At 58.4% G+C, this 19,284-nt stretch carries 20 protein-coding genes and 4 pseudogenes; 5 read left to right on the top strand and 19 right to left on the bottom strand.

What is annotated here, in order from left to right; translation table 11 throughout:
- Nucleotides 1-103: 103 nt before the first annotated feature.
- The 4 genes from rimK to MUN84_RS15625 form a co-directional block, all read right to left on the bottom strand.
- Nucleotides 104-1,048 carry a 30S ribosomal protein S6--L-glutamate ligase gene (gene rimK / locus MUN84_RS15640; RefSeq protein WP_244694942.1) on the bottom strand — a complete coding sequence of 315 codons (945 nt, stop codon included), beginning with the start codon at nt 1,046-1,048 and terminating at the stop codon, nt 104-106.
- 80 nt (nt 1,049-1,128) lie between these two features.
- The gene (locus tag MUN84_RS15635) at nt 1,129-1,590 is read right to left on the bottom strand and encodes an ATP-dependent zinc protease (protein WP_244694941.1); all 462 of its coding nucleotides are present in this window, start codon (nt 1,588-1,590) and stop codon (nt 1,129-1,131) included.
- A 124-nt stretch (nt 1,591-1,714) separates the two neighbouring features.
- Nucleotides 1,715-2,842, bottom strand: coding sequence for a PQQ-dependent sugar dehydrogenase (locus MUN84_RS15630; RefSeq protein WP_244694939.1), 1,128 nt, complete (start codon nt 2,840-2,842; stop codon nt 1,715-1,717).
- Nucleotides 2,843-2,904: 62 nt separating this feature from the next.
- Nucleotides 2,905-3,189 (bottom strand): 2TM domain-containing protein, encoded by a 285-nt coding sequence (locus MUN84_RS15625; protein WP_244694938.1) that lies wholly within the window; start codon nt 3,187-3,189, stop codon nt 2,905-2,907.
- A gap of 211 nt (nt 3,190-3,400) precedes the next feature.
- Between MUN84_RS15625 and MUN84_RS24655 the strand changes: the two are divergent.
- A pseudogene (locus MUN84_RS24655) lies at nt 3,401-3,969 on the top strand (O-acetyl-ADP-ribose deacetylase).
- Here MUN84_RS24655 and MUN84_RS15615 read toward each other — a convergent pair.
- The 6 genes and pseudogenes from MUN84_RS15615 to MUN84_RS15590 all read right to left on the bottom strand — a co-directional run bounded on the left by MUN84_RS15615 (nt 3,961) and on the right by MUN84_RS15590 (nt 8,242).
- The gene (locus MUN84_RS15615; RefSeq protein ID WP_244694936.1) at nt 3,961-4,755 is read right to left on the bottom strand and encodes an alpha/beta fold hydrolase; all 795 of its coding nucleotides are present in this window, start codon (nt 4,753-4,755) and stop codon (nt 3,961-3,963) included. The pseudogene MUN84_RS24655 and the gene MUN84_RS15615 sit on opposite strands and share 9 nt — an antisense overlap.
- Before the next feature lie 155 nt (nt 4,756-4,910).
- Nucleotides 4,911-5,465: a DUF502 domain-containing protein gene (locus tag MUN84_RS15610; RefSeq protein ID WP_244694934.1), complete on the bottom strand. Its 555-nt coding sequence runs from the start codon at nt 5,463-5,465 to the stop codon at nt 4,911-4,913.
- 145 nt (nt 5,466-5,610) lie between these two features.
- Nucleotides 5,611-6,495 (bottom strand): 4-hydroxy-3-methylbut-2-enyl diphosphate reductase, encoded by an 885-nt coding sequence (locus tag MUN84_RS15605; RefSeq protein WP_244698953.1) that lies wholly within the window; start codon nt 6,493-6,495, stop codon nt 5,611-5,613.
- A gap of 135 nt (nt 6,496-6,630) precedes the next feature.
- Nucleotides 6,631-7,345: pseudogene (gene cmk / locus MUN84_RS15600) on the bottom strand ((d)CMP kinase).
- A 41-nt stretch (nt 7,346-7,386) separates the two neighbouring features.
- Nucleotides 7,387-7,779 (bottom strand): hypothetical protein, encoded by a 393-nt coding sequence (locus MUN84_RS15595; protein WP_244694933.1) that lies wholly within the window; start codon nt 7,777-7,779, stop codon nt 7,387-7,389.
- A gap of 10 nt (nt 7,780-7,789) precedes the next feature.
- Nucleotides 7,790-8,242: a hypothetical protein gene (locus MUN84_RS15590; RefSeq protein ID WP_244694931.1), complete on the bottom strand. Its 453-nt coding sequence runs from the start codon at nt 8,240-8,242 to the stop codon at nt 7,790-7,792.
- A 494-nt stretch (nt 8,243-8,736) separates the two neighbouring features.
- Between MUN84_RS15590 and ade the strand changes: the two are divergent.
- Nucleotides 8,737-10,390 (top strand): annotated as a pseudogene (gene ade, locus MUN84_RS15585) (adenine deaminase).
- 228 nt (nt 10,391-10,618) lie between these two features.
- On the opposite strand, the gene MUN84_RS15580 reads toward ade, so the two are convergent.
- From MUN84_RS15580 to MUN84_RS15570, 3 genes and pseudogenes are all read right to left on the bottom strand, one after another.
- On the bottom strand, nt 10,619-10,849 hold the full coding sequence (locus tag MUN84_RS15580; protein ID WP_244698950.1) for a response regulator: 231 nt from the start codon (nt 10,847-10,849) through the stop codon (nt 10,619-10,621).
- Complete coding sequence (locus tag MUN84_RS15575; protein ID WP_244694930.1) at nt 10,834-11,037, bottom strand: hypothetical protein; 204 nt, start codon at nt 11,035-11,037, stop codon at nt 10,834-10,836. Before MUN84_RS15575 ends, MUN84_RS15580 begins: the two co-directional genes overlap by 16 nt.
- 52 nt (nt 11,038-11,089) lie before the next feature.
- Nucleotides 11,090-12,064: pseudogene (locus MUN84_RS15570) on the bottom strand (PLP-dependent cysteine synthase family protein); the annotation flags it as partial.
- 488 nt (nt 12,065-12,552) lie between these two features.
- Between MUN84_RS15570 and sucD the strand changes: the two are divergent.
- A complete protein-coding gene (gene sucD, locus MUN84_RS15565; protein WP_244694929.1) occupies nt 12,553-13,434 on the top strand; it encodes a succinate--CoA ligase subunit alpha in 882 nt (293 codons plus the stop codon).
- Nucleotides 13,435-13,607: 173 nt separating this feature from the next.
- Here the strand turns inward: sucD and MUN84_RS15560 are convergent, their stop codons facing one another.
- The gene (locus tag MUN84_RS15560; RefSeq protein WP_244694928.1) at nt 13,608-14,225 is read right to left on the bottom strand and encodes a hypothetical protein; all 618 of its coding nucleotides are present in this window, start codon (nt 14,223-14,225) and stop codon (nt 13,608-13,610) included.
- A 251-nt stretch (nt 14,226-14,476) separates the two neighbouring features.
- Between MUN84_RS15560 and MUN84_RS15555 the strand changes: the two genes are divergently transcribed.
- Together MUN84_RS15555 and MUN84_RS15550 are read left to right on the top strand one after the other, a co-directional pair.
- Nucleotides 14,477-14,971: an FAD-dependent oxidoreductase gene (locus MUN84_RS15555; RefSeq protein WP_244694927.1), complete on the top strand. Its 495-nt coding sequence runs from the start codon at nt 14,477-14,479 to the stop codon at nt 14,969-14,971.
- 85 nt (nt 14,972-15,056) lie between these two features.
- Nucleotides 15,057-15,875 carry an FAD-dependent oxidoreductase gene (locus MUN84_RS15550; protein WP_244694926.1) on the top strand — a complete coding sequence of 273 codons (819 nt, stop codon included), beginning with the start codon at nt 15,057-15,059 and terminating at the stop codon, nt 15,873-15,875.
- 9 nt (nt 15,876-15,884) lie between these two features.
- Here the strand turns inward: MUN84_RS15550 and MUN84_RS15545 are convergent, their stop codons facing one another.
- The 5 genes from MUN84_RS15545 to MUN84_RS15525 all read right to left on the bottom strand — a co-directional run bounded on the left by MUN84_RS15545 (nt 15,885) and on the right by MUN84_RS15525 (nt 19,232).
- The gene (locus tag MUN84_RS15545; protein WP_244694925.1) at nt 15,885-16,088 is read right to left on the bottom strand and encodes a hypothetical protein; all 204 of its coding nucleotides are present in this window, start codon (nt 16,086-16,088) and stop codon (nt 15,885-15,887) included.
- Between the two features lie 227 nt (nt 16,089-16,315).
- The gene (locus MUN84_RS15540; protein WP_244694924.1) at nt 16,316-16,567 is read right to left on the bottom strand and encodes a hypothetical protein; all 252 of its coding nucleotides are present in this window, start codon (nt 16,565-16,567) and stop codon (nt 16,316-16,318) included.
- A gap of 211 nt (nt 16,568-16,778) precedes the next feature.
- The gene (gene rny / locus MUN84_RS15535) at nt 16,779-18,476 is read right to left on the bottom strand and encodes a ribonuclease Y (RefSeq protein ID WP_244694923.1); all 1,698 of its coding nucleotides are present in this window, start codon (nt 18,474-18,476) and stop codon (nt 16,779-16,781) included.
- 134 nt (nt 18,477-18,610) lie between these two features.
- On the bottom strand, nt 18,611-18,790 hold the full coding sequence (locus tag MUN84_RS15530) for a cell division protein ZapA (protein ID WP_244698949.1): 180 nt from the start codon (nt 18,788-18,790) through the stop codon (nt 18,611-18,613).
- Nucleotides 18,791-18,932: 142 nt separating this feature from the next.
- Nucleotides 18,933-19,232, bottom strand: coding sequence for a hypothetical protein (locus MUN84_RS15525; protein WP_139924494.1), 300 nt, complete (start codon nt 19,230-19,232; stop codon nt 18,933-18,935).
- Between the last annotated feature and the right edge of the window lie 52 nt (nt 19,233-19,284).

The raw sequence follows: 19,284 nt of genomic DNA, 5'->3' as shown, positions 1-19,284 counted from the left end.
CAACCAGACTCCCCTAAGGAAACCTGGTCGTTTGCGCTGCCTTCAGGCCCTAGCTACCAGAGCAAGCCGCCTAAGCAGTGAAGCTAAAAATGAAGTTGAGGTGCTAGCCCGGCTGATTATCGGGTAGGGCTTCGGGCTCGGCGGGCTTGACCACGGGTTTCGGCCGCTTTTTCTTTTCCGACAGTTGCTCGGTGTACTCAATGATTTTGCCGGCAATGTTCAGGCCGGTGGCTTTTTCAATGCCTTCCAAGCCGGGCGAAGAGTTAACTTCCAGCACCAGGGGGCCGCGCTTGCTCTGGAGCATGTCCACGCCGGCAATGCCCAGGCCTAGGGCCTTGGTAGCCAGTAGGGCGGCGGCTTTTTCGGCGCGGGTCAGCTTGACGAGGGTGCCGGAGCCGCCACGGTGCAGGTTGGAGCGAAACTCACCCTCCTTGCCCTGGCGCTTCATGGCCCCTACTACCTCGCCGTTTACCACGAAAGCGCGCAAATCGGCGCCCTTGCTTTCGGCAATGAACTCCTGCACAATGATGCGGGCCTTCAGGTTGTGAAACGCCTCGATGACGGACTGGGCCGCCTTAGCCGACTCGGCCAGCACCACACCCAGGCCCTGAGTACCTTCCAGCAGCTTAATGATGACGGGCGCCCCGCCTACCTGCTGAATCATTTCGGGTACTTCGTCGGAGTAATTGGTGAAGGCGGTTTTCGGCATGCCTACCCCGGCCCGACTCAAAATCTGCATGGAGCGGAGCTTGTCGCGGCTGCGCACAATGGCCTGGCTTTCCACGGCCGTGCGCACCTTCATCATCTCAAACTGCCGCACCACGGCGCAGCCATAAAACGTCACGGAAGCCCCAATGCGAGGAATAATGGCGTCGAAGCCTTCCAGCCTCTGGCCTTCGTAGATGATGCCAGGCTTGCCCTTCTCCAGCACCAAATTGCAGTGCAAATGATCCACTACCACGGCCTCATGCCCACGCTGTTCGGCGGCTTCTACGAGGCGGGTGGTAGAGTATAGCTTTGGCTCACGCGACAGAATCGCCAGTTTCATTGGATGCAGGATAGGTATGAAAGAATAGGGGCAGACGCGCCGGGCAAAGATAGGCGACCTAAACCGCAAGCCGGCCCGGGTTAGCGGGCGGCCAGCTTATTTTTATACGACAGGTTGCGCCGGGCCACATCTACCACCAACCGGGCCTCGCGCAACAGTACCCGGCCGATTAGTACGGGATATTTCATGTCGGAGCGGTCAGAAAGCGAAAATTCTGTTTCGAAATCTTCCCCAAACAGCCGCACCGCCGCCCGGATAACGTACCGCTCCTGCACCTCCCCATTGGAGCTGCGAATGTCGCGCAGCGTGAACTCATCAAACTGCAGGGGCAGGCCATTAAAATCGGGGTGCGGCGCGTCCAGGAGCTGCACGTGCAGGCGCGGCCGGCCATCGGTGCCGGTTTCCACGCGAATGTTAGAGCAGTGAATGGCGCCGGTGTAGGCCCCGGTATCCACCTTGGCTTCCACTCCCCACACCTGGAAATGCGGAAAGTCTACTAGTTCCCGCCGCCCCACTGTCCGCTTCGGTCCGCGCTGCTTCATAAGTGGTGAAATTGTGAACTTGTGAAATGGTGAATTAGCCATTCTTTGCCCTGCAAGCGCAATATGCGCTATAAAGCCATTTCGAACACTAACTCACCATTTCACAAGTTCACAATTTCACCACTTAACCCTTGTAGCTAATGCGGTACACAGCATCATTCTGGTCGTCGGAAACCAGCAAGGAGCCGTCGGGTAGCACCAGCAGGCAGACGGGGCGGCCCCAAGGCGTTTGGCCTTGCAGCCAGCCCTCGGCAAAGGTTTCGTAGCTGCGAGCTTGCTTGCCGGTGGCATCGAGGCGCACGAGGCTGATGCGGTAGCCGATTTTGTTGCTCCGGTTCCAAGAGCCGTGCTCCGGAATGAAAATCTGGTTGCGGTACTGGGCCGGAAACTGCTTGCCGGTGTAAAACTTCATACCCAACGCCGCCACGTGCGCCCCCAGCTTGCGGGCGGGTTTGATGTAGGTACTAGCCGATTTGCCTTTGCCAAACTCGGGGTCGGGCACGTCGCCGGCAAAAAAGTACGGGAAGCCAAAATGCTGACCGGGGCCGGCCGAGCGGTTCAGCTCATCAGCGGGCAGATTGTCGCCGAGCTGGTCGCGGCCGTTATCCGTGAACCACAGGGCTTTGTCCTGAGGGCTCCAGTCGAAACCGACCGTGTTGCGCACCCCGTAGGCGTACGTTTCCAGCCCCGTGCCGTCGGGGTTCATGCGGTTGATAGTGGCGTAAATCGGTTCTTCGGGCAGGCAAGTGTTGCAGGGCGCTCCTACCGGCACGTAGAGCTTGCCATCGGGGCCGAAGGCAATGTAGCGGTAGCCGTGCCACTCCTTGGTTGGGAGCTTGCCATATACCACCACGGGCTTGGGCTTTTGCTTTAGGCGGGCCGCAATGTTGTCGTAGCGCAGAATTCTGTTGATTTCGCCCACGTACAGGGCGCCGTTGCGCACGGCTACCCCGTTAGGCGCGTTCAAGCCGGTGGCCACGGTAACCACTTCATCGGCCCGACCATCCTTGTTGCGGTCGGGCAGGGCAAATACCTTGTCGTCTTTGGTGCCCACGTATACCGTACCGTCGGGGCCTACGGCCAGCTCCCGGGCGCTTTTCACACCTTTGGCAAAGTAGCTGATGGTAAAGCCAGCCGGCAGCTTAATTTTACTCAGATTGACATCCGGAGCCGCGGCAACTGGTGCGGGCTTGGGTGCCGAAGAGGTCAGAGCCAGCGGGGCTAGGGCCAGCAAGGGAAGGAAGTGGCGCATATTCATACTGCCACAAACCCCGGGCCCGGCGGTAAGGTTGCAGTTTCGGCCTTTGCCCGCTTTTACACCCGATTGGCCCGCTCGCGCACCAGCCGCTCATATTCCCGCTCCGAAAGCTGCGCCCGTCCCATGCTGCCGTAAGTAGAGAAGCCCTGGATGGCAACCCCAATGCCCCAGAACACGGTGGGCCACACGGGCCAGGGCAGCGGCGTAGCGGGTCGGCCGGTCAGGAGCCAAATGGTCCAGAGCAGGGCGTTGACGGTGATGTAGGTGAACAGGTGAGATTTGAACTTGGCGCGGTCTTTCGCCATGCGCCATAGTTGAGGGTCGCGCTGGGAGGTTTCCATGAGTGCGTAAGGTTTCGGGTTGTTGGATGCTCAAACGTAGGACGCCGATCAATATACGCAAATTCATATCTACTCAAACCGACATTTTCGGGGGCTGAACCGTAAAAAAAGACTCCCGAGCCGATAGCACGCCAGCGTCGCTGAGCCCTTCAAAGCAGCAACGGTTGCCGCGCCGAGGCCGTACCTGTGCCGAACCCCTACCCCCACGGCCATGCCCGGTACCTCCCCTCCCCCGAACTGGCGCGCGGAAGCGCAGCGCTTCGGCCGCATTCTACTTTACCGCGGCAACATTACGCACCTGGATACTGACGCCGTGGTAAACGCCGCCAATTCCAGCCTGCTGGGCGGGGGCGGCGTTGATGGGGCCATTCACCGCGCCGGCGGACCCGAAATTCTGGCTGCCTGCCGGGCCCTGCGCGCTAGCCACTACGGCAGCGGGCTTGCCACCGGCGAGGCCGTCATCACGACGGGGGTAGGCTGCCGGCCCGCCACGTTATTCATACGGTAGGCCCGGTCTGGAACGGCGGCCACAAACACGAGCCGGAGTTGCTGGCCAACTGCTACCGCAACAGCCTGCACTTAGCCGAGCAACACAGCTTGAGCAGTGTAGCTTTTCCGGGCATCAGCACCGGCATTTACGGCTACCCCAAGGCGGAGGCAGCAGAAATTGCCACCCGTGAGGTGCGGCAATTTCTGCAAAAGCATGAGTTTCCGCAGGAGGTCGTTTTCGTGGCCTTCGACGACGAAGGAGTTGAGCTGTTGGCCGGCGCGCTAGGCTAGGCGCAGTTCGGGGTGGCGGCGCAGGTAGGCCGCAACATCATAGATAAGCCCGGCGTGGCCTGCCTCCAGCACCACCGTATGGGCTGCTCGTAGGGAGGCAATAAACCCTTGCAAACCCGCGTGCGGAATCACCCGGTCGTGGCGGCCCAGAAAGAACGTAACGGGCGTGGGCCGGCGGTTTAGGGTAGCCGCCAACTTGCTTAGGTCGAAGGTCAGCTTGCGAAACCCGGTCCAGCTTCGGTACACGCGCAGGCGCTTTTCCCGACTATCAAGTTGCCACTGGGCAAAGCGAATAAGGTTGGCGTCGAGGAGGCGCCGTTGGTGCAGGGTATCGAGGAAGCGAAGGATACGCTGGGGCCGCAGCACCGCCCGGCCCAATACCCCGCGCATCCAGGGCGGGTAAGTGGCCAGGGCGTACCAGAACTGGCGCTGCAGGCCATCGGGCGCAATCAGCCACACCTGCTCTACCTGCTCCGGAGCCCGCTCGGCCAGGGTAAGGGCGAATTTGGCGCCCATGCTGAAGGCCAGCAGGCTAAATTTCTCAATGTTCTGAACCCGCAAAAACTCACTCAGTAGCTCACCGAGGCGCTTTTTGGTAAGCGGCGCATCAGCTTTGGCTAGCTTACTGCGGCCGTGGTAAAACAGGTCGAAGGCGTACACCGTGACATCCGGGCCTAGCGCCTGGATAAACGTGCGCCAGTGGCCTTCTCCCTGCCCGTACCCATGAAATGCCAACACTACCTGCGGCCCTGCGCCATACTTCTGAACATGCAGGTGGGTTTTCATAGTGAATCGGTGAGTGAATTGACATAGTACGTCATCCTGAGCGCAACGAAGGACGTCGTCACGTCAGCACGAGTCGTTGATTGACTGCCGTTCAGGCGTGATAAGGGCCTTCGGCTACGCCTCAGGATAACGTACTATATCAATTCACTCATCTCTTATCCCAGCCTCGATACGCCGCCCGAGACGATGAACTTCATGACTTCACTGCTGGGTAGGTCGAGGTAGGTAATGTTCTGGACCGGCACCAGCACCAACTCCCCGGAGAAGTTGTAGGAATGGGGAAAGTACACGGCCAGCAAGTCGTCGCGGTGAATGGCAGCCATGGTAAGCTGGGTTACGAAGCCCATCTTGTAGGTCTGCTCGGCGGCACTCATGCGCACCAGCACGGGGCGGTTAAACTTCTGATTATCGCCCACAAAGGCGTCAAACAGGTCCTTGAGGCTGGAGTAGATGATGCTAACCAACGGAGTACGGTGCAGCAGCCGCTCCGTGATAATGAGGAAGGGCCGCACCAGAAACGACTTCGCCACGAACCCCACGGCTGAAATCAGCAGGATGGCTACCACGAGGCCCAGGCCCGGCACATCAAAGCTCAGCCCCGCAAACAAGTCGTTGAGCCAGCGCAGCAGCGCGTACAGGATGTAGATGGTTAGGCCAATCGGGGCAACAATCAGAAACCCACTGAGGAAGTAATTAAGCAAACGGCGCATGGCACGAAGATATGGGCCCATACGGAAGCTACCCTTCCCAAACTATTATTCCGAGCGAAGCGAGGAATCTGAGGTTACCCTTGTACGGATAAGCCAGATTCCTCGCTTCGCTCGGAATGAAAGGTTTAGAAGGATGTGAGGTAAGCTATACCGCGTGGGCGGCTACCTCTTCAATCCGGTCTTTTACCCGCTGCATCAGCCACATAGGCGTGCTGGTTGCCCCGCAGATACCCACGGATTCGGCGCCGTGAAACCACTCTTCATCTAGTTCCTGCTCGTTTTCCACGAAGTAGCTGCGCGGGTTGGTTTTGTTTACTACCGAGAACAGGGCTTTGCCATTAGAGCTTTTGCGGCCGCTCACGAAGATGATAACGTCGTGCTGCACGGCAAACTTAGCCAGCGCCGGCTCCCGGTTGCTCACCTGTCGGCAGATGCTGTCATTGGCATCAAACGCCTCCAACGAGCCGCCAGCCGCGCTGATACGGCGCTCTATCACCTCTTTCATGTGGTAGAAGCCGGCCGTGCTTTTGGTAGTCTGGCTGAACAGGGTCACGGGGCGGGAGAAATCCACCTGGTCGAGGTCTTGCTCCGTCATGACGATGATGGCCTCGTTGCGGGTCTGGCCCGTCAGGCCAATTACCTCGGCGTGGCCGGGCTGACCATATATAACTACCTGCCCGTTCTGGCGGGTAGTGGCGTCAAAAGCGTGCTTCACTCGGTTTTGGAGCTTAAGCACCACGGGGCAGGAAGCATCAATGAGCTCAATGTTGTTGCGTAGGGCCAGCTCGTAGGTTTCCGGCGGCTCGCCATGAGCACGGATGAGCACCTTGGCATTGTGCAGCTCCTCCAGTTGCTCCCGGTCGATGATGCGCAACCCCAACGCGTGCAGGCGCTCTACCTCCATGCGGTTGTGCACAATGTCGCCGAGGCAGTAGAGCGTTTCCTGCTGGCCCAGCTCGTCCTCGGCCATTTGAATGGCAAATTCAACGCCGAAACAGTAGCCGGAATTCTTATCGATGGTGACGTTCATGGACTCTAAAATGTGACGCTCCGGCTTGCGCAGCAGCCAGAGTGTCGGCGCGCACGATTCGCTGACCACGAATCGAATAGCTGGTAGACCTACAACAATTCTGCCGCACTTTTGCTCCTGGCAGCGGCTACCTTCTTATTTCTGCTCGTGGCCCTGCCAACTCGTGGCGGCCAAGGAAAACAACGACGCCGACACCCGCTCCAGCACAAAGTCCACCTGCTCGTCAATCATCATGTGGGTTGTGTCGAGCAGAACGGCGTCGGCGGCGCGGCGCAGGGGCTTTCGGTGCGGGTAGAATCCAGGTGGTCGCGCTTGCGCAGGTTTTCCACAATATCTTCCACCGGCACGTGCTCATCTTTCACGGCCAGCTCTTCTTGCCGGCGTAGGGCCCGGGTCATGACGTCGGCGGTCATGAATATTTTCACTTCGGCATCGGGGAAAACCGTGGTGCCAATGTCGCGCCCGTCCATTACTACCCCCGCTTGCGACCCATACGCTGCTGCTGGCGCACCATGGCGTGGCGCACCGCCGGAATAACCGATACCTCGCTCACGGAGTTGGAAATGCGCATCTGCCGAATTTCATCTTCCCGAATTACGCCATCAAGGCAGAGCTCATTGCGGCCGGTTTTGCGGTTGCGCTTGAAGGCAATGTGCATGTCGTGCAGGGCCTGCTCCACCCGCGGCAGATCGTCGAAGCTGATGTTATGCTCCAACAAGTACAGCGTGACGCCCCGGTACATGGCGCCGGTATCGATGTAGGCGTAGCCCAGCTCCGCGGCCACAGCTTTGGCCGTCGTGCTTTTGCCACAGGAAGAGTAGCCGTCGATGGCAATGACGATTTTTCTCATGGCAAGGTCGGTGCTAGGCTCGAGCGGACTAAAAGGACTCACTAAATCCAGGATTTACGGCCCGGCTTGGCAGCCAGGCGCTCAGGTACACCCGCAAAAAAAGTAGCAACCGACTTGGCTTCTCCCTTGGCCAATTGCTCGCTTACGCGGTAAAAAGGATTGAAAAACGAAGTTTGATTGATGCCCACGCCGGTAGTACCATCGGGGCCCTGGGCCCAGGTGCCGCCGTAGGTGTTTACTAGGCACTGGCCCAAAAAGCACCCCAACGCTGTAATAACGCCCTGGCGGTCGGTTTCTTTTATGGTAGGGCGCTGGCCTTCAATGAACTCAGCCAGGCGCGCAACGGCGGCGGCATCAAAGCTATTCACCTGCAACTGCTGGCGCACGGCTTCGGCGGCAGCTACCAGGGAGGCAAGCGGATTGGAATCAGGCATAAAGGGGTAGTTAGTTAGAAGTTGGCAGCGAATTGAGTTTTTGCCAACTGGCATACGTTTGCAGAATCTGCCGCATATGCTGACGTCCTACTTTTCCTTTTGTGATTTGGGCCGCCAGCTCCGGACAGTCGCCCACCAGTGGCAGCATAGTCCTAATAAATGCCGCGCGCCCAGCCGGTACAACTACCGCGTCGCCGGTAACGGGTTGCAAAACCAAATCCATAGCACCCGTCGGGGCAACGAGTTCATCGCTAAAGCCCGGACCACTCGCGCCCGTGTACCGATGGTCAAGCTTGAAGGCAGCCAGTTGGCCGTACTGATACAGCTTCTGAGCAAATGCAGCCGACAGCCGTTGCGACGGCATGCTTACGTTGCGTACCACCCCAAATGTGTCTGTTTTCAATACGAATGCTTTTAGCTCTCCCGCTTGATAAACATTGGCCTCGCCTCCGGTAGGCTGCACCCGCAGGTGCCCGGATGGCTCCAACCGCAATTTTCCGCTCTGCCAGCTACCATCTAGTAGCTGGTAAGCACCCTGGCCGCGCAGAGCATGAGGGTCACCCGTACTGTACCACACGGGTGCTTGCCCGTACACGGTACCCGCGCTGAACAGTAACCCTGTAAGCAACAGCAGCCCAGGCCAGAGAATGTATTTCACGAGTACAAATAGAACTTGACGTAAAGAAACAAGCTGCTCTTACTGTTGTGCTGCCGGCTAGTGACTATCGCAGGGACAAGGCGCCTTGCCGGATTTGGCTTTGCGCTTGTATGAGGCCGTTTTTTTCTGCTGCGGAGTGCGGGCCGCGCAGCCAGTTGACGCCAGGCCAGTGCCCCAATTAAGGCGGCCAGTAGCAAAGTCACAATCTTTCTCACGGCGCAGATTTTCGGCAAATATACGGTTCTTTACCCGTTAGCTGCCTGCCTACCTCAACTTTACCTTTGCTTTCTTCCTGGCCTATGCCCGCTACTTTTCAGCTCCGAGCCAATGTTATCGACCTGTTTGCCAACACCATACGCCCCGCCACGGTGACGGTAGCAGACGGTCGTATTCAGGCCGTTGAGGCCACCGGGGCTACCTCCCCAGATGCGGCCCTGCCCTACGCCCTACCGGGTTTTGTGGATGCGCACGTGCACGTGGAAAGCTCCCTGCTAGTGCCCTCCGAATTTGCCCGGCTGGCGGTGGTGCACGGCACCGTGGCTACCGTCTCGGACCCGCATGAGATTGGCAATGTGCTGGGCGTGGCCGGCGTGAAGTACATGCTGGAGAATGGGCAGCAGGTGCCATTTAAGTTTTGCTTTGGGGCGCCTTCCTGCGTGCCCGCTACCCCGTTTGAAACCGCCGGGGCCGAAATAACGGCCGCCGATGTTGAGTTGCTTTTCCAGCAGCACCCCGAAATCGGCTACCTCGCAGAAATGATGAACTGGCCCGGCGTGCTCAACCGCGACGAGCTGGTGATGGAGAAAATCCGGCTGGCCCAGCAGTACGGCCGCCCAGTAGATGGCCATGCCCCGGCCTGCGCGGGGCCGATGCCCGTCAGTACGCTGCTGCCGGCATCAGCACCGACCACGAGTGCTTCACGGCCGAAGAAGCCCTGGACAAACTAGCCGTGGGCATGAAGATCCTAATCCGGGAAGGCTCGGCCGCCCGCAACTTCGAGGCCCTGATTGACTTGCTGCCTGAGCACTACGAGCACCTGATGTTTTGCTCCGATGACAAGCACCCCGATACCCTGGTGCTGGGCCACATCAACCAGCTGGTGCAGCGCGCCGTAGCCCGCGGCCAGGATGTGCTAAAAGTACTGCGCGTGGCCTGTCGCAACCCCGTGGAGCACTACACGCTACCCGTAGGCCTGCTGCGCGAAGGCGACCCAGCCGATTTCATTGTGGTTGATAACCTCACAGATTTCACGGTGCAGCGCACCTACCTCAATGGGGAGCTGGTAGCCGAAAACGGCCGTACGCTCATTCCGGCCGTGCCCGTGGCGGTAGTAAATAACTTTGCTACCACCCCCGTCAGCCCCCAGGATTTTCAGCTCCCGGCCCCGCAGCCAGCGGCTACCGTTCGGGTAATGGAGTGCTTCGACGGGCAGCTTATCACGGCCCGCCACGACGTACCGGCCCGCGTAGAAAATGGCCTGGTGCAACCCGATGTGGCCCGAGACATCCTCAAGCTCACGGTAGTAAACCGCTACCACGCAGCCCCACCGGCCGTGGCCTGTATCCAGGGTTTCGGGCTGAAGCAGGGCGCCTTAGCCAGCAGCGTCGGCCACGACTCGCACAACATCACGGCCGTAGGATGCGACGACGAGAGCCTGGCTCGGGCCGTAAATCTGGTAATAGCAGCGCGCGGGGCTTAGCCGTGGTGTCACCCGATGGAGAGGAACTGATTCTGCCCCTACCCGTGGCGGGCCTGATGTCAGACCAGCAGGGTCCGCACGTAGCGGAAGCCTACACGGCCGTGGATGCGCTAGCCAAGCAGCTTGGCTCCCCATTGCAGGCCCCGTTCATGACGCTTTCCTTTATGGCCTTGCTCGTAATTCCCAGCCTGAAGCTCAGCGACAAAGGCCTATTCGATGGCGAAGCCTTCCGCTTCGTAGAGGCAGTCGTGTAGCGCCGTAAGTAAGATTTGCCTAACGCAAAAGCTGCGGTGCTGTCATTCCGAGCCGCGCGAGAAATCTGGATTAGCTTCCAGATTTCAACCCAGATTCCTCGCGCGGCTCGGAATGACAGCAGTTGTGGATAATTACATCAGAAACACTCCGGTTACCCTATCTGGTTAACGCAAAAGCCCGGCATCATATGATGCCGGGCTTCTTGTTGGGGTTAGAGCAAGCTGAACTTACACCGTTACGAAACGCTTTTGCAGCAGCTTCTGCATCTTTTCCTCCGTTAGGGGCTTGGCTAGGTATTCCACGCCTTCGTACTGAGCTACGCGCGCAGTGTCGGCGGCGTGCATGGAGGTAGTCAGCACGGCCATAACGGTCTTTTCCCGGACGGCCTCGGGTAGAGAACTGTAGAGTTTCAGGAACTCGAAGCCATCCATGCCGGGCATTTTCAGGTCCACGAACACCAAGTCGGGGCTTCGTCGCTGGGCTGCTCGCCCTTGCTGCCGCCCCAGATCTGCTGGTAGGCCTGCTCGGCTTTGGAAAAGGTATGCACCTGGTCAGCCACGTCGAGGCGGCTGAGCAGACGGTTATTCAGGAAGCTGGTGGTTTCATTATCATCCACCAACACCACGTTGCGCAACTTCTTTGACATGATACCAGGAGGTTAAGGTTAGAAGTAGGAAGCCAACCGGGCTAACTGATTAAAGCCAGCCCTGCTCGCGCATCCAATCATCATTATAGATTTTGCCGAGGTAGCGGGTGCCATGATCGGGCAGGACGATGACCATTGTATCATCTTCCGTTAGGTGCTCTTTTGCGTACTCCAGGGCTCCGTACACGGCCGAGCCACAGGACCACCCAACAAACAACCCTTCCTCTTTAGCAAGCCGACGAGTCATGATAGCAGCGTCCTTGTCCGTGACTTTGATGAAGAGGTCAATCAAGTCAAAGTTAACATTCTTAGGCAGAATATCTTCGCCGATACCTTCGGTTTTGTAAGGATAGATTTCGTTTTCGTCGAAAATGCCCGTTTCCTTGTACTTCTTGAACACCGAGCCGTACGTGTCCAGGCCTACCGTTACAATGGCCGGGTTCTGCTCCTTAAGGTATTTGGCCGTGCCGCAGATGGTGCCGCCCGTGCCCACCCCGCAGGCGTAGTGAGTGATTTTGCCCTCCGTCTGAGCCCATAGCTCGGGGCCGGTAGTTTCGTAGTGCGCCGCCGAGTTGGAGGGGTTGTCGTACTGGTTGGGGTAAATGGAATTGGGAATTTCCTGGTTGAGCTTCCGGGCCACGGAGTAGTAGCTGCGCGGGTCGTCGGGGGCTACGTTGGTGGGGCACACGATAACCTCCGCGCCTACGGCCCGCAGAATATCCTGCTTTTCCTTGCTCTGCTTGTCGCTCATGGTGAAGATGCATTTGTAGCCCTTCGCAATGGCAGCCAGCGCCAGGCCCATGCCCGTGTTGCCGGAAGTACCCTCTATAATGGTGCCACCGGGCTTAAGCAAGCCCGCCTGCTCGGCATCTTCAACCATTTTCAGCGCCATCCGGTCTTTCACCGAGTTGCCGGGGTTAAAGTATTCCACCTTGGCCAGCACGGTGCCTTTGATGCCATCCGTGACTTTATTGAGTTTTACCAGCGGGGTGTTGCCGATAGCCTCAATGATGTTATTTAGATACATGGGTGAGAGGTAGGTAGTAATGGAGAGAGGACCGCAAAGGTACGGATTTGCCGCCGTAGCCCGAAGGAGCAGGCCATTACCTCTGTAGCGGGCCCGTAAGTCGGGAAAGCAATTCCTTGGTGTGCTGAGGTAGCTTCGGTGTCGGCTGCGAGGTTGCAATTACCCTCATGCACCCGGCGCGGCTGTTTAACCTTGTTCAAGCAGAGCGGAGCCGGCTTGGGGTGCTTTGCAGAAAAGGCTGCCGGCTGCATCGTAGGGGTATTCTGAAGGTGCGGCCCAGGTGGGCATAATTCGGGGGTGACCAGCGCGGGTAGCTGAACTAGTTTCGGCCGGGGCGGCTAGTGGCTGGCTCGGCTGACCTGGTCCTTTGCCCGAATCCGGCAGTAGCTTGCCGCGCCCCCAAAAAAGCCTACTTTTGCACGCCGCTGCCGTATTGGCGGGGGCTAGTTCCCACCCGCAACCCGCATCTTCTTTTTAACCCCGCTTCTATGAGTGTTCTGGTCAACAAGGATTCCAAAGTGATTGTGCAGGGCTTCACCGGCTCCGAGGGCTCATTCCACGCCCAGCAGATGATTGAATACGGCACCAACGTAGTAGGTGGCGTAACGCCTGGCAAAGGCGGTACCCAGCACCTGGACCGGCCGGTGTTCAACACCGTGGCCGAAGCCGTAGCCCAGGCCGGCGCCGATACCAGCATCATCTTCGTGCCCCCGGCTTTTGCCGCCGACGCCATCATGGAAGCCGCCGACGCTGGCATTAAAGTTATCGTGACCATCACTGAGGGCATCCCAACCAAGGACATGATTGCGGTGAAGGAATACCTCAAAGGCCGCGAGGATCTGCGCATGATCGGGCCGAACTGCCCCGGCGTAATGACAGCCGGCGAGTGCAAAGTGGGCATCATGCCGGGCTTTATCTTCCAGAAAGGCCGCGTAGGCATCGTCTCGAAGTCGGGCACGCTGACCTACGAGGCCGTTGATCAGCTAACTAAGGCGGGCCTGGGCCAGACCACGGCCATCGGCATCGGCGGTGACCCCATCATTGGTACTACCACCAAGGAGGCCGTGGAGTTGCTCATGAACGACCCCGAAACGGAGGGCATCGTGATGATTGGCGAAATCGGCGGCGGCATGGAAGCCGAAGCGGCTCGCTGGATCAAAGAAACCGGCAACAAGAAGCCCGTAGTAGGCTTCATTGCCGGCCAAACGGCTCCTCCCGGCCGCCGCATGGGCCACGCCGGTGCCATTGTAGGTGGTGCCGACGACACGGCCGCCGCGAAAATGGCCATCATGCGCGAGTGCGGCATCCACGTAGTAGATTCGCCCGCCGAAATTGGCGACACGATGCTGCGCGTGTTGGGCAACAAGTAATTCCTTCTAGCTACTGATAAATAAAAAGCCCTGGCGCAAGCCAGGGCTTTTTATTTGCGCCAAACCAAACGGTCTGAAAGTTTTAATTTCTATACTTCGTAGCCCTTGGGTAGGATGGGCTTGGATAGTCGCCGAAATTTCCAATGCGGGTATCAGAGCTACTTGCTACATCACTACTTCAAGCCGCTCTGCCCACCCACGTTCACAATCAGCCCGAACTGAAACACCGAGTTGGCAGCCTTCAGGTACTTGCGATGCTTCAGGCCGAAGTTGCTGCCACTGATTAGCTGAAAATCAACGGGGCCTACCAGGTTGATACGGGTGTAGGTAATGGGTTCCAGGAAGATGTTGTCCTCGGAGGCGCGGGCTTGGTTGTCGAGACGGAAGTTGCTGAGGTTGACGTAGCTCAGGCGCAGGGCGGTACCGTAGGTAACGGGCCAGTCGCGGCCGAGCACGTGGTAGGTTTTCTTGTCCTTGGAGGTGTAGTTAGCCTGGGCAAAATACTTGGTCAGGTTACCTTCTAAGGTGCGCGTGATGCCTTCGGCGGGGGTGCGCTCCACCCGCTTGGTGTGGCCCAGCCCGTAGCCGCCGTAGAACTCCAGCACGCGCTTATCCCGAATGCGGGTGAAATATCCGAGGCCCAGCTCCGCGAAATCGTGGTCCTCGGCCCGCTTCTTTTTATCGGTGTGCAGAAAGGATGCCGAGCCCATTACGCCCAGATGGTCAGCAAAGGCGTAAGCACCCTGCACCGACGTGTTCTGGCTGAAATTGGTGTGAATGCCCCACTCCACTCGCCTTTCTGGGTGAGGAGCGGCACCTGAGGCGGCGGCGGAAAATAAAGGGAAGAACAACTTGCCAGGAACGGGAGCAGAAGCGGCAGAAGACAGCGGCGAAGCAAAAGCGGCATAGGCAGCAGAAATGAGCGGTTGGAGGCAGAACGTGGGAACGGCGCTTTCGTTGTGTTAGGCAGCGGGGCGGCGCTTTACCTGGTTGGCGCGTATACCGCTACCGTTGGGCTTTCGGCCCCTTACTCTTGCTTTCTATGGCTACTTCTGTTCGTTACGATGCGCTTATCATTGGCTCCGGCCAGGCCGGCAACCCTTTGGCTACAGCCCTGGCCAAGGCCGGGCGCAAGGTAGCTCTCGTTGAGAAACACTACCTCGGCGGCTCCTGCATCAACTATGGCTGCTCGCCGGTGAAGGCCATGCTCGCTTCTGCCGAACGGATGCAGCAGGTAGCTACGGCCGCCGACTACGGAGTAAAAGCCAGCGCACCCCGGCCCGACTTTCGCGCCATTGTAGCGCGAAAAGATGCCATCATTCAAGCCAAGCGGGAAGGCGTAGAGAAAAATCTGACGGAAGAGCAACCCGGCATTACCGTACTCCACGGCCACGCGGCCTTTACCAGTCCGCGCACCGTGCGCATTGCTTTGCTTACCGGGGAGCAGCAGGTAGTAAAAGCCCCGCTTATCTTCATCAACACGGGCACCCGGGCCGCCGTGCCCCCATTGACGGGCTGGCCGAGAGTGGGTTCATGACCAACGAAGAACTGCTGGACCTCAAGCAATTACCCGAGCACCTGCTGATTTTGGGCGGGGGTACATCGGGCTGGAATTTGGGCAGATGTTCCGCCGCTTTGGCAGCCGCGTTACCATTGTAGATGAGTCTGCTACCCTGCTGGAGCGCGAAGACGATGACGTGTGCGAGGCCCTGCGCGGCCAATTGGAGGCCGATGGGGTTGAGTTTGTTCTCGGTGCCCGGGTTCGGCATGTGTCGCGCAACGCCGATGGTGTGTATACACTCACGGCTACTACTGCTGCCGGCGAGCGGCGCCTACGTGGCTCCCACTTGCTGGTAGCCGTAGGTCGGGAGCCCAACACCGACGACCTAGGCTTGGAGGCGGCCGGCATCGACACCAACGACAAAGGCTACATTCTGGTAAACGAGCGGCTGCAAACCAATGTGCGCGGCGTGTACGCCCTTGGCGACGTCCATCCCGGCCCTCAGTTCACCCACCTCAGCTACGACGACTACCGCGTAGTGCGCGACAACCTGTTGCACCGCAAGCGCCGCTCGGCCAAAGCCCGCCCCCTGCCCTACGTGGTGTTCACCCAACCCCAACTTGGGCGCATCGGCCTTTCCGAAACGCAGGCCCAGGAGCAGCAACTCGACTACCGCGTGGCCACCATGCCCGTGCGCGTAGTGGGGCGCGCTCAGGAAACGGGCCACAGCGCAGGCTTTATGAAGGTGCTGGTGGATGCGCGGGACCACCTCATTGGGGCCACTGTTTTCTGTGAGCAAGGCGGCGAAATCATGTCCATGATTCAGTTAGCTATGGCCGGCAACCTTACCTGCGACCAGCTGCAGAACATGGTATTTGCCCACCCTACCTGGGCCGAATCATTAAACAACCTGTTTGCCAAACTAAAGAAGGCAGATTAACCGGATGTCTTAATCCTTAAACAAGTGCGGGTAGATAACCAGCCCGAAGGAAGTAAAAAGCCGTCCTTCCTTGGTGTCTCTGATAGCCTCATTGGCCGAAAAAATCCGGCCGTTTGTTGGCATTGACAAACTAGTGGCTACCTGCCCTTGCAGCCACGGAATACGCCCTCGCCCACCGAAACGAATAAACAGCATGGGTTCAAGGCGTGTCATGCGCCGCAGTGGTACAGGAACTCCACGGTTTGTAAGAGAGGCGAACCGCACCTGCGAAAAGCGACAGGCTACCCCAAAAGTAGTCCAGCCCGCATCATTCGCCACGTAAGCTTCCGCGAAGAGCTTGCGGAAACGAGCCGCATACTCGTTGCTCAGTACGGAATCCTGGAAGATAGACTCAAAGCCGTCACGGTAACGTCGGCTGCTCTGCCCACTGCCATACCCCATCATTCCCCCAGCAACCACTGCTCATCAATATAGCGGTAAGTGCCGATTCCGGCCTCCAGCTGCCGAATGCGGAAGTAAGTGGAGTCACTGCCGTCGCTGCGTAGGCCGCCGGCTGCGCGCACGATGAGGTGTTTGGCCGGTGAGTAGGCGGCGGAGCCCTCCAGCCTCCCCGTGAGGTAGGCGCTGGCAGCTACTTCGGCCTCACCTTTTTTGTGTACCAGCGGAGCACTGGGCTGCAAGGGAGCGTACACCGAGCAACTCACTAGCAGGCTTCCAATTGCGGCGCTGCCCGCTTTTCTAAGAATAGATAAATAAGCCACCACCGTTTGTATTAGTCTTTTCGATAGGTCAGTTGAATGAAAAGGTTTGCTGCAGGAGCCACACAACACGGCCAGCGTTGCATAACGCATGAAAAAGCCCGCCGCAACAACAGTTGCAGCGGGCTTTTTTTTGCCTAGTTGGCTATTTGGCGTAGGCTACGGCGCGCATCTCCCGGATAACCGTGATTTTGATTTGGCCAGGGTACTGCATTTCCTTCTCAATTTTCTGGGAAATCTCGTAGCTCAGCTCCGCGGCGCGCTCGTCGGTCACGTTCTCGGCGTCTACCATCACGCGCAGCTCGCGGCCGGCCTGAATGGCAAAGCACTGATTCACACCTTTGAAGCCGTTGGCCGTTTCTTCCAGTTGCTTGAGACGCTTGATGTAGCTTTCCATCATCTCGCGGCGGGCACCAGGGCGCGAGCCGCTAATGGCGTCGCAGGCCTGCACCAGGGGCGAAATCATGGCCGTCATCTCAATTTCGTCGTGGTGGGCGCCGATGGCGTTGACTACGTCGGGATGCTCCTTGTACTTCTTGGCCATTTCCATGCCCAGGATGGCGTGGGGCAGCTCGGGTTCCTCGGTGCTTACCTTCCCGATGTCGTGCAAGAGGCCGGCGCGCTTGGCGTGCTTCACGTTCAGGCCCAGCTCGGCGGCCATGGTAGCGCATAGGTTGGCGACCTCGCGGGAGTGCTGCAGCAGGTTCTGCCCGTAAGAGGAGCGGAAACGCATGCGGCCTACCATCTTGATCAGCTCGGGGTGCAAGCCGTGAATGCCCAGGTCGATGATGGTTTTCTCGCCGATTTCGACGATTTCCTCATCAATGTTCTTGCGGGTTTTAGCCACAATTTCTTCGATGCGGGCCGGGTGAATCCGGCCATCCTTCACCAGCAAGTGCAGACTCAGGCGGGCTACCTCGCGGCGCACCGGGTCGAAGCCGGAAATGATGATGGCTTCGGGCGTGTCGTCCACAATGATTTCCACACCAGTAGCTGCTTCCAGGGCCCGGATGTTACGGCCTTCGCGGCCAATAATCTTGCCCTTGACGTCGTCCGACTCGATGTTGAAAATGGACACGCAGTTCTCAATGGCGTGCTCGGCGGCGGTGCGCTGAATAGTTTCCAGTACTACCTTTTTAGCGTCTTTGGTGGCCGTGAGCTTGGCCTGGGCTACTACGTCTTTGATGTAGCTGGAAGCCTGGATCTGAGCTTCGTTTTTCAGCGATTCTACTAGTTGCTCGCGGGCTTCGGCAGCGGTCAGACCCGAAATATTCTCTAGCTGCGTGGTTACTTGGTGCAGCTTGGTGCTCAGCTCCTGGCCGCGCTCCTCCAACTCCTCTTCTACTTCCCGCTCGCGCTGTTCCAGCTTGGCCAGTTGGTTTTCCAGCACCGTGCGGCGCTTTTCCTCCTGGGCATCCAGCTTTTCACGCTGCTGCAGGGCCTGCGTTTCTATTTTTTCGCGGGTTGCTTCCAGCTCTTTTTCCTTGCGCTGAATCTGCTCCAGCTGCTTTTGGGTAGTAAGGGTTAGTTGCTTGATGCTCTGCTCCTGCTCTACTACGGCGGCGCGGCGCTCGGTCAATTCCTGTTCTAAGGCCTGCTTCTGGCGGCGGCTTTCCTGCTCGAATTCCTGCTTAAGGGTGCGAAATTTATCCTTGGACTGCTGAATCCGCTCGTCGCGGGTGCGGGTGGCCTGGGCTTCGGCTTCGGCCAGCAACTGCTGGGCGCGCGCCTTAGCGTCGGCTTCGTGGTCCTGCCGGGCTTTGCCAGCCAGCAGGCGCCCCAGTACCACGCCAACCACAAGGGCCAGCACGGCTGCCAGGACAATATAAAGAGATTCGGACATGAGCTATGAAGGGGTTTTAGGAAGGAAGAAACCCATAGCTCCGGCAGAAACACCAATGTCCGCGCAGGTAGCGGGGCCGATTACCCCGCCCTGCTCGGGCTTACGCTTCGCGCTGCTGCTAACCGCATAACTGGCTAGACCAACACCACTCCCGACAGCAGCTCATCCAAGCGCGCAAGGCGCTCGGTCAGGGCCGCGTCGGTCCCGTCCTTTTCCTTGCTGACCTTGAGTTGGTCAGCCATTGTTGATAATGCAATCATGGCTAGCAAGTCCTGCTTATCCTGAATGCCGTACCGGTCACGAAATTCCTTCAGCCGCTCGTTTAGCAGCCGGCCCGCGAGGCGCAGGCGTTCCTCATCCTGGGGCTTACCCGCATGGGGTAATCCCGGTCAGCAACGCGGATTTTGATGGATAATTCGGACATCAGTAGCCAGTAGGCGGTGGGTTAGGTGGTGGTTACTCCCTCAAATAGGCAAGGCACTTATCTATTTCTCGGATGTATTCGTTGAGGCGAAGTTTCAGCTCGTTAACATTGGCCGGTTCTGCACCAGCTATGGTATTGACAAGTTTAGTGATATTCTCCTGATTCTGGAAATCCTTCAGCTGCCGCTCCCGGTCGCGCACGTCGGCCCGTAGCTGCTGAATGGTGGTGTGGGCATCGGCCAGCTCCTCGCGCAACTGCTGATAGGCAGCCACTAACGTGGTTACCTGCCGCTCCATGCGGTCTAGTTGAGCAAGCTGCTGGGTAGAGGCCATTTTTTGATTTTAGGTTGGTGATGATTGGCTACTTTTAGCAGAACGTCATTTC

Origin of the sequence: Hymenobacter sp. 5516J-16, from assembly GCF_022919335.1 — a bacterium.
GTDB lineage: Bacteria > Bacteroidota > Bacteroidia > Cytophagales > Hymenobacteraceae > Hymenobacter > Hymenobacter sublimis.
This window is presented reverse-complemented; position numbering and strand designations above follow the sequence as displayed.

Excerpts from the sequence above, each read along its gene's own strand:
- MUN84_RS15630 (WP_244694939.1), bottom strand. The coding sequence starts at position 2,842 with ATGCGCCACTTCCTTCCCTTGCTGGCCCTAGCCCCGCTGGCTCTGACC.
- MUN84_RS15555 (WP_244694927.1), top strand. The coding sequence starts at position 14,477 with ATGGCTACTTCTGTTCGTTACGATGCGCTTATCATTGGCTCCGGCCAG.
- MUN84_RS15575 (WP_244694930.1), bottom strand. The coding sequence starts at position 11,037 with ATGTCAAAGAAGTTGCGCAACGTGGTGTTGGTGGATGATAATGAAACC.
- sucD (WP_244694929.1), top strand. The coding sequence starts at position 12,553 with ATGAGTGTTCTGGTCAACAAGGATTCCAAAGTGATTGTGCAGGGCTTC.
- MUN84_RS15550 (WP_244694926.1), top strand. The coding sequence starts at position 15,057 with ATGTTCCGCCGCTTTGGCAGCCGCGTTACCATTGTAGATGAGTCTGCT.
- MUN84_RS15635 (WP_244694941.1), bottom strand. The coding sequence starts at position 1,590 with ATGAAGCAGCGCGGACCGAAGCGGACAGTGGGGCGGCGGGAACTAGTA.
- MUN84_RS15545 (WP_244694925.1), bottom strand. The coding sequence starts at position 16,088 with ATGACACGCCTTGAACCCATGCTGTTTATTCGTTTCGGTGGGCGAGGG.
- rny (WP_244694923.1), bottom strand. The coding sequence starts at position 18,476 with ATGTCCGAATCTCTTTATATTGTCCTGGCAGCCGTGCTGGCCCTTGTG.
- MUN84_RS15605 (WP_244698953.1), bottom strand. The coding sequence starts at position 6,495 with ATGAACGTCACCATCGATAAGAATTCCGGCTACTGTTTCGGCGTTGAA.
- MUN84_RS15525 (WP_139924494.1), bottom strand. The coding sequence starts at position 19,232 with ATGGCCTCTACCCAGCAGCTTGCTCAACTAGACCGCATGGAGCGGCAG.
- rimK (WP_244694942.1), bottom strand. The coding sequence starts at position 1,048 with ATGAAACTGGCGATTCTGTCGCGTGAGCCAAAGCTATACTCTACCACC.
- MUN84_RS15595 (WP_244694933.1), bottom strand. The coding sequence starts at position 7,779 with ATGCCTGATTCCAATCCGCTTGCCTCCCTGGTAGCTGCCGCCGAAGCC.
- MUN84_RS15615 (WP_244694936.1), bottom strand. The coding sequence starts at position 4,755 with ATGAAAACCCACCTGCATGTTCAGAAGTATGGCGCAGGGCCGCAGGTA.
- MUN84_RS15625 (WP_244694938.1), bottom strand. The coding sequence starts at position 3,189 with ATGGAAACCTCCCAGCGCGACCCTCAACTATGGCGCATGGCGAAAGAC.
- MUN84_RS15610 (WP_244694934.1), bottom strand. The coding sequence starts at position 5,465 with ATGCGCCGTTTGCTTAATTACTTCCTCAGTGGGTTTCTGATTGTTGCC.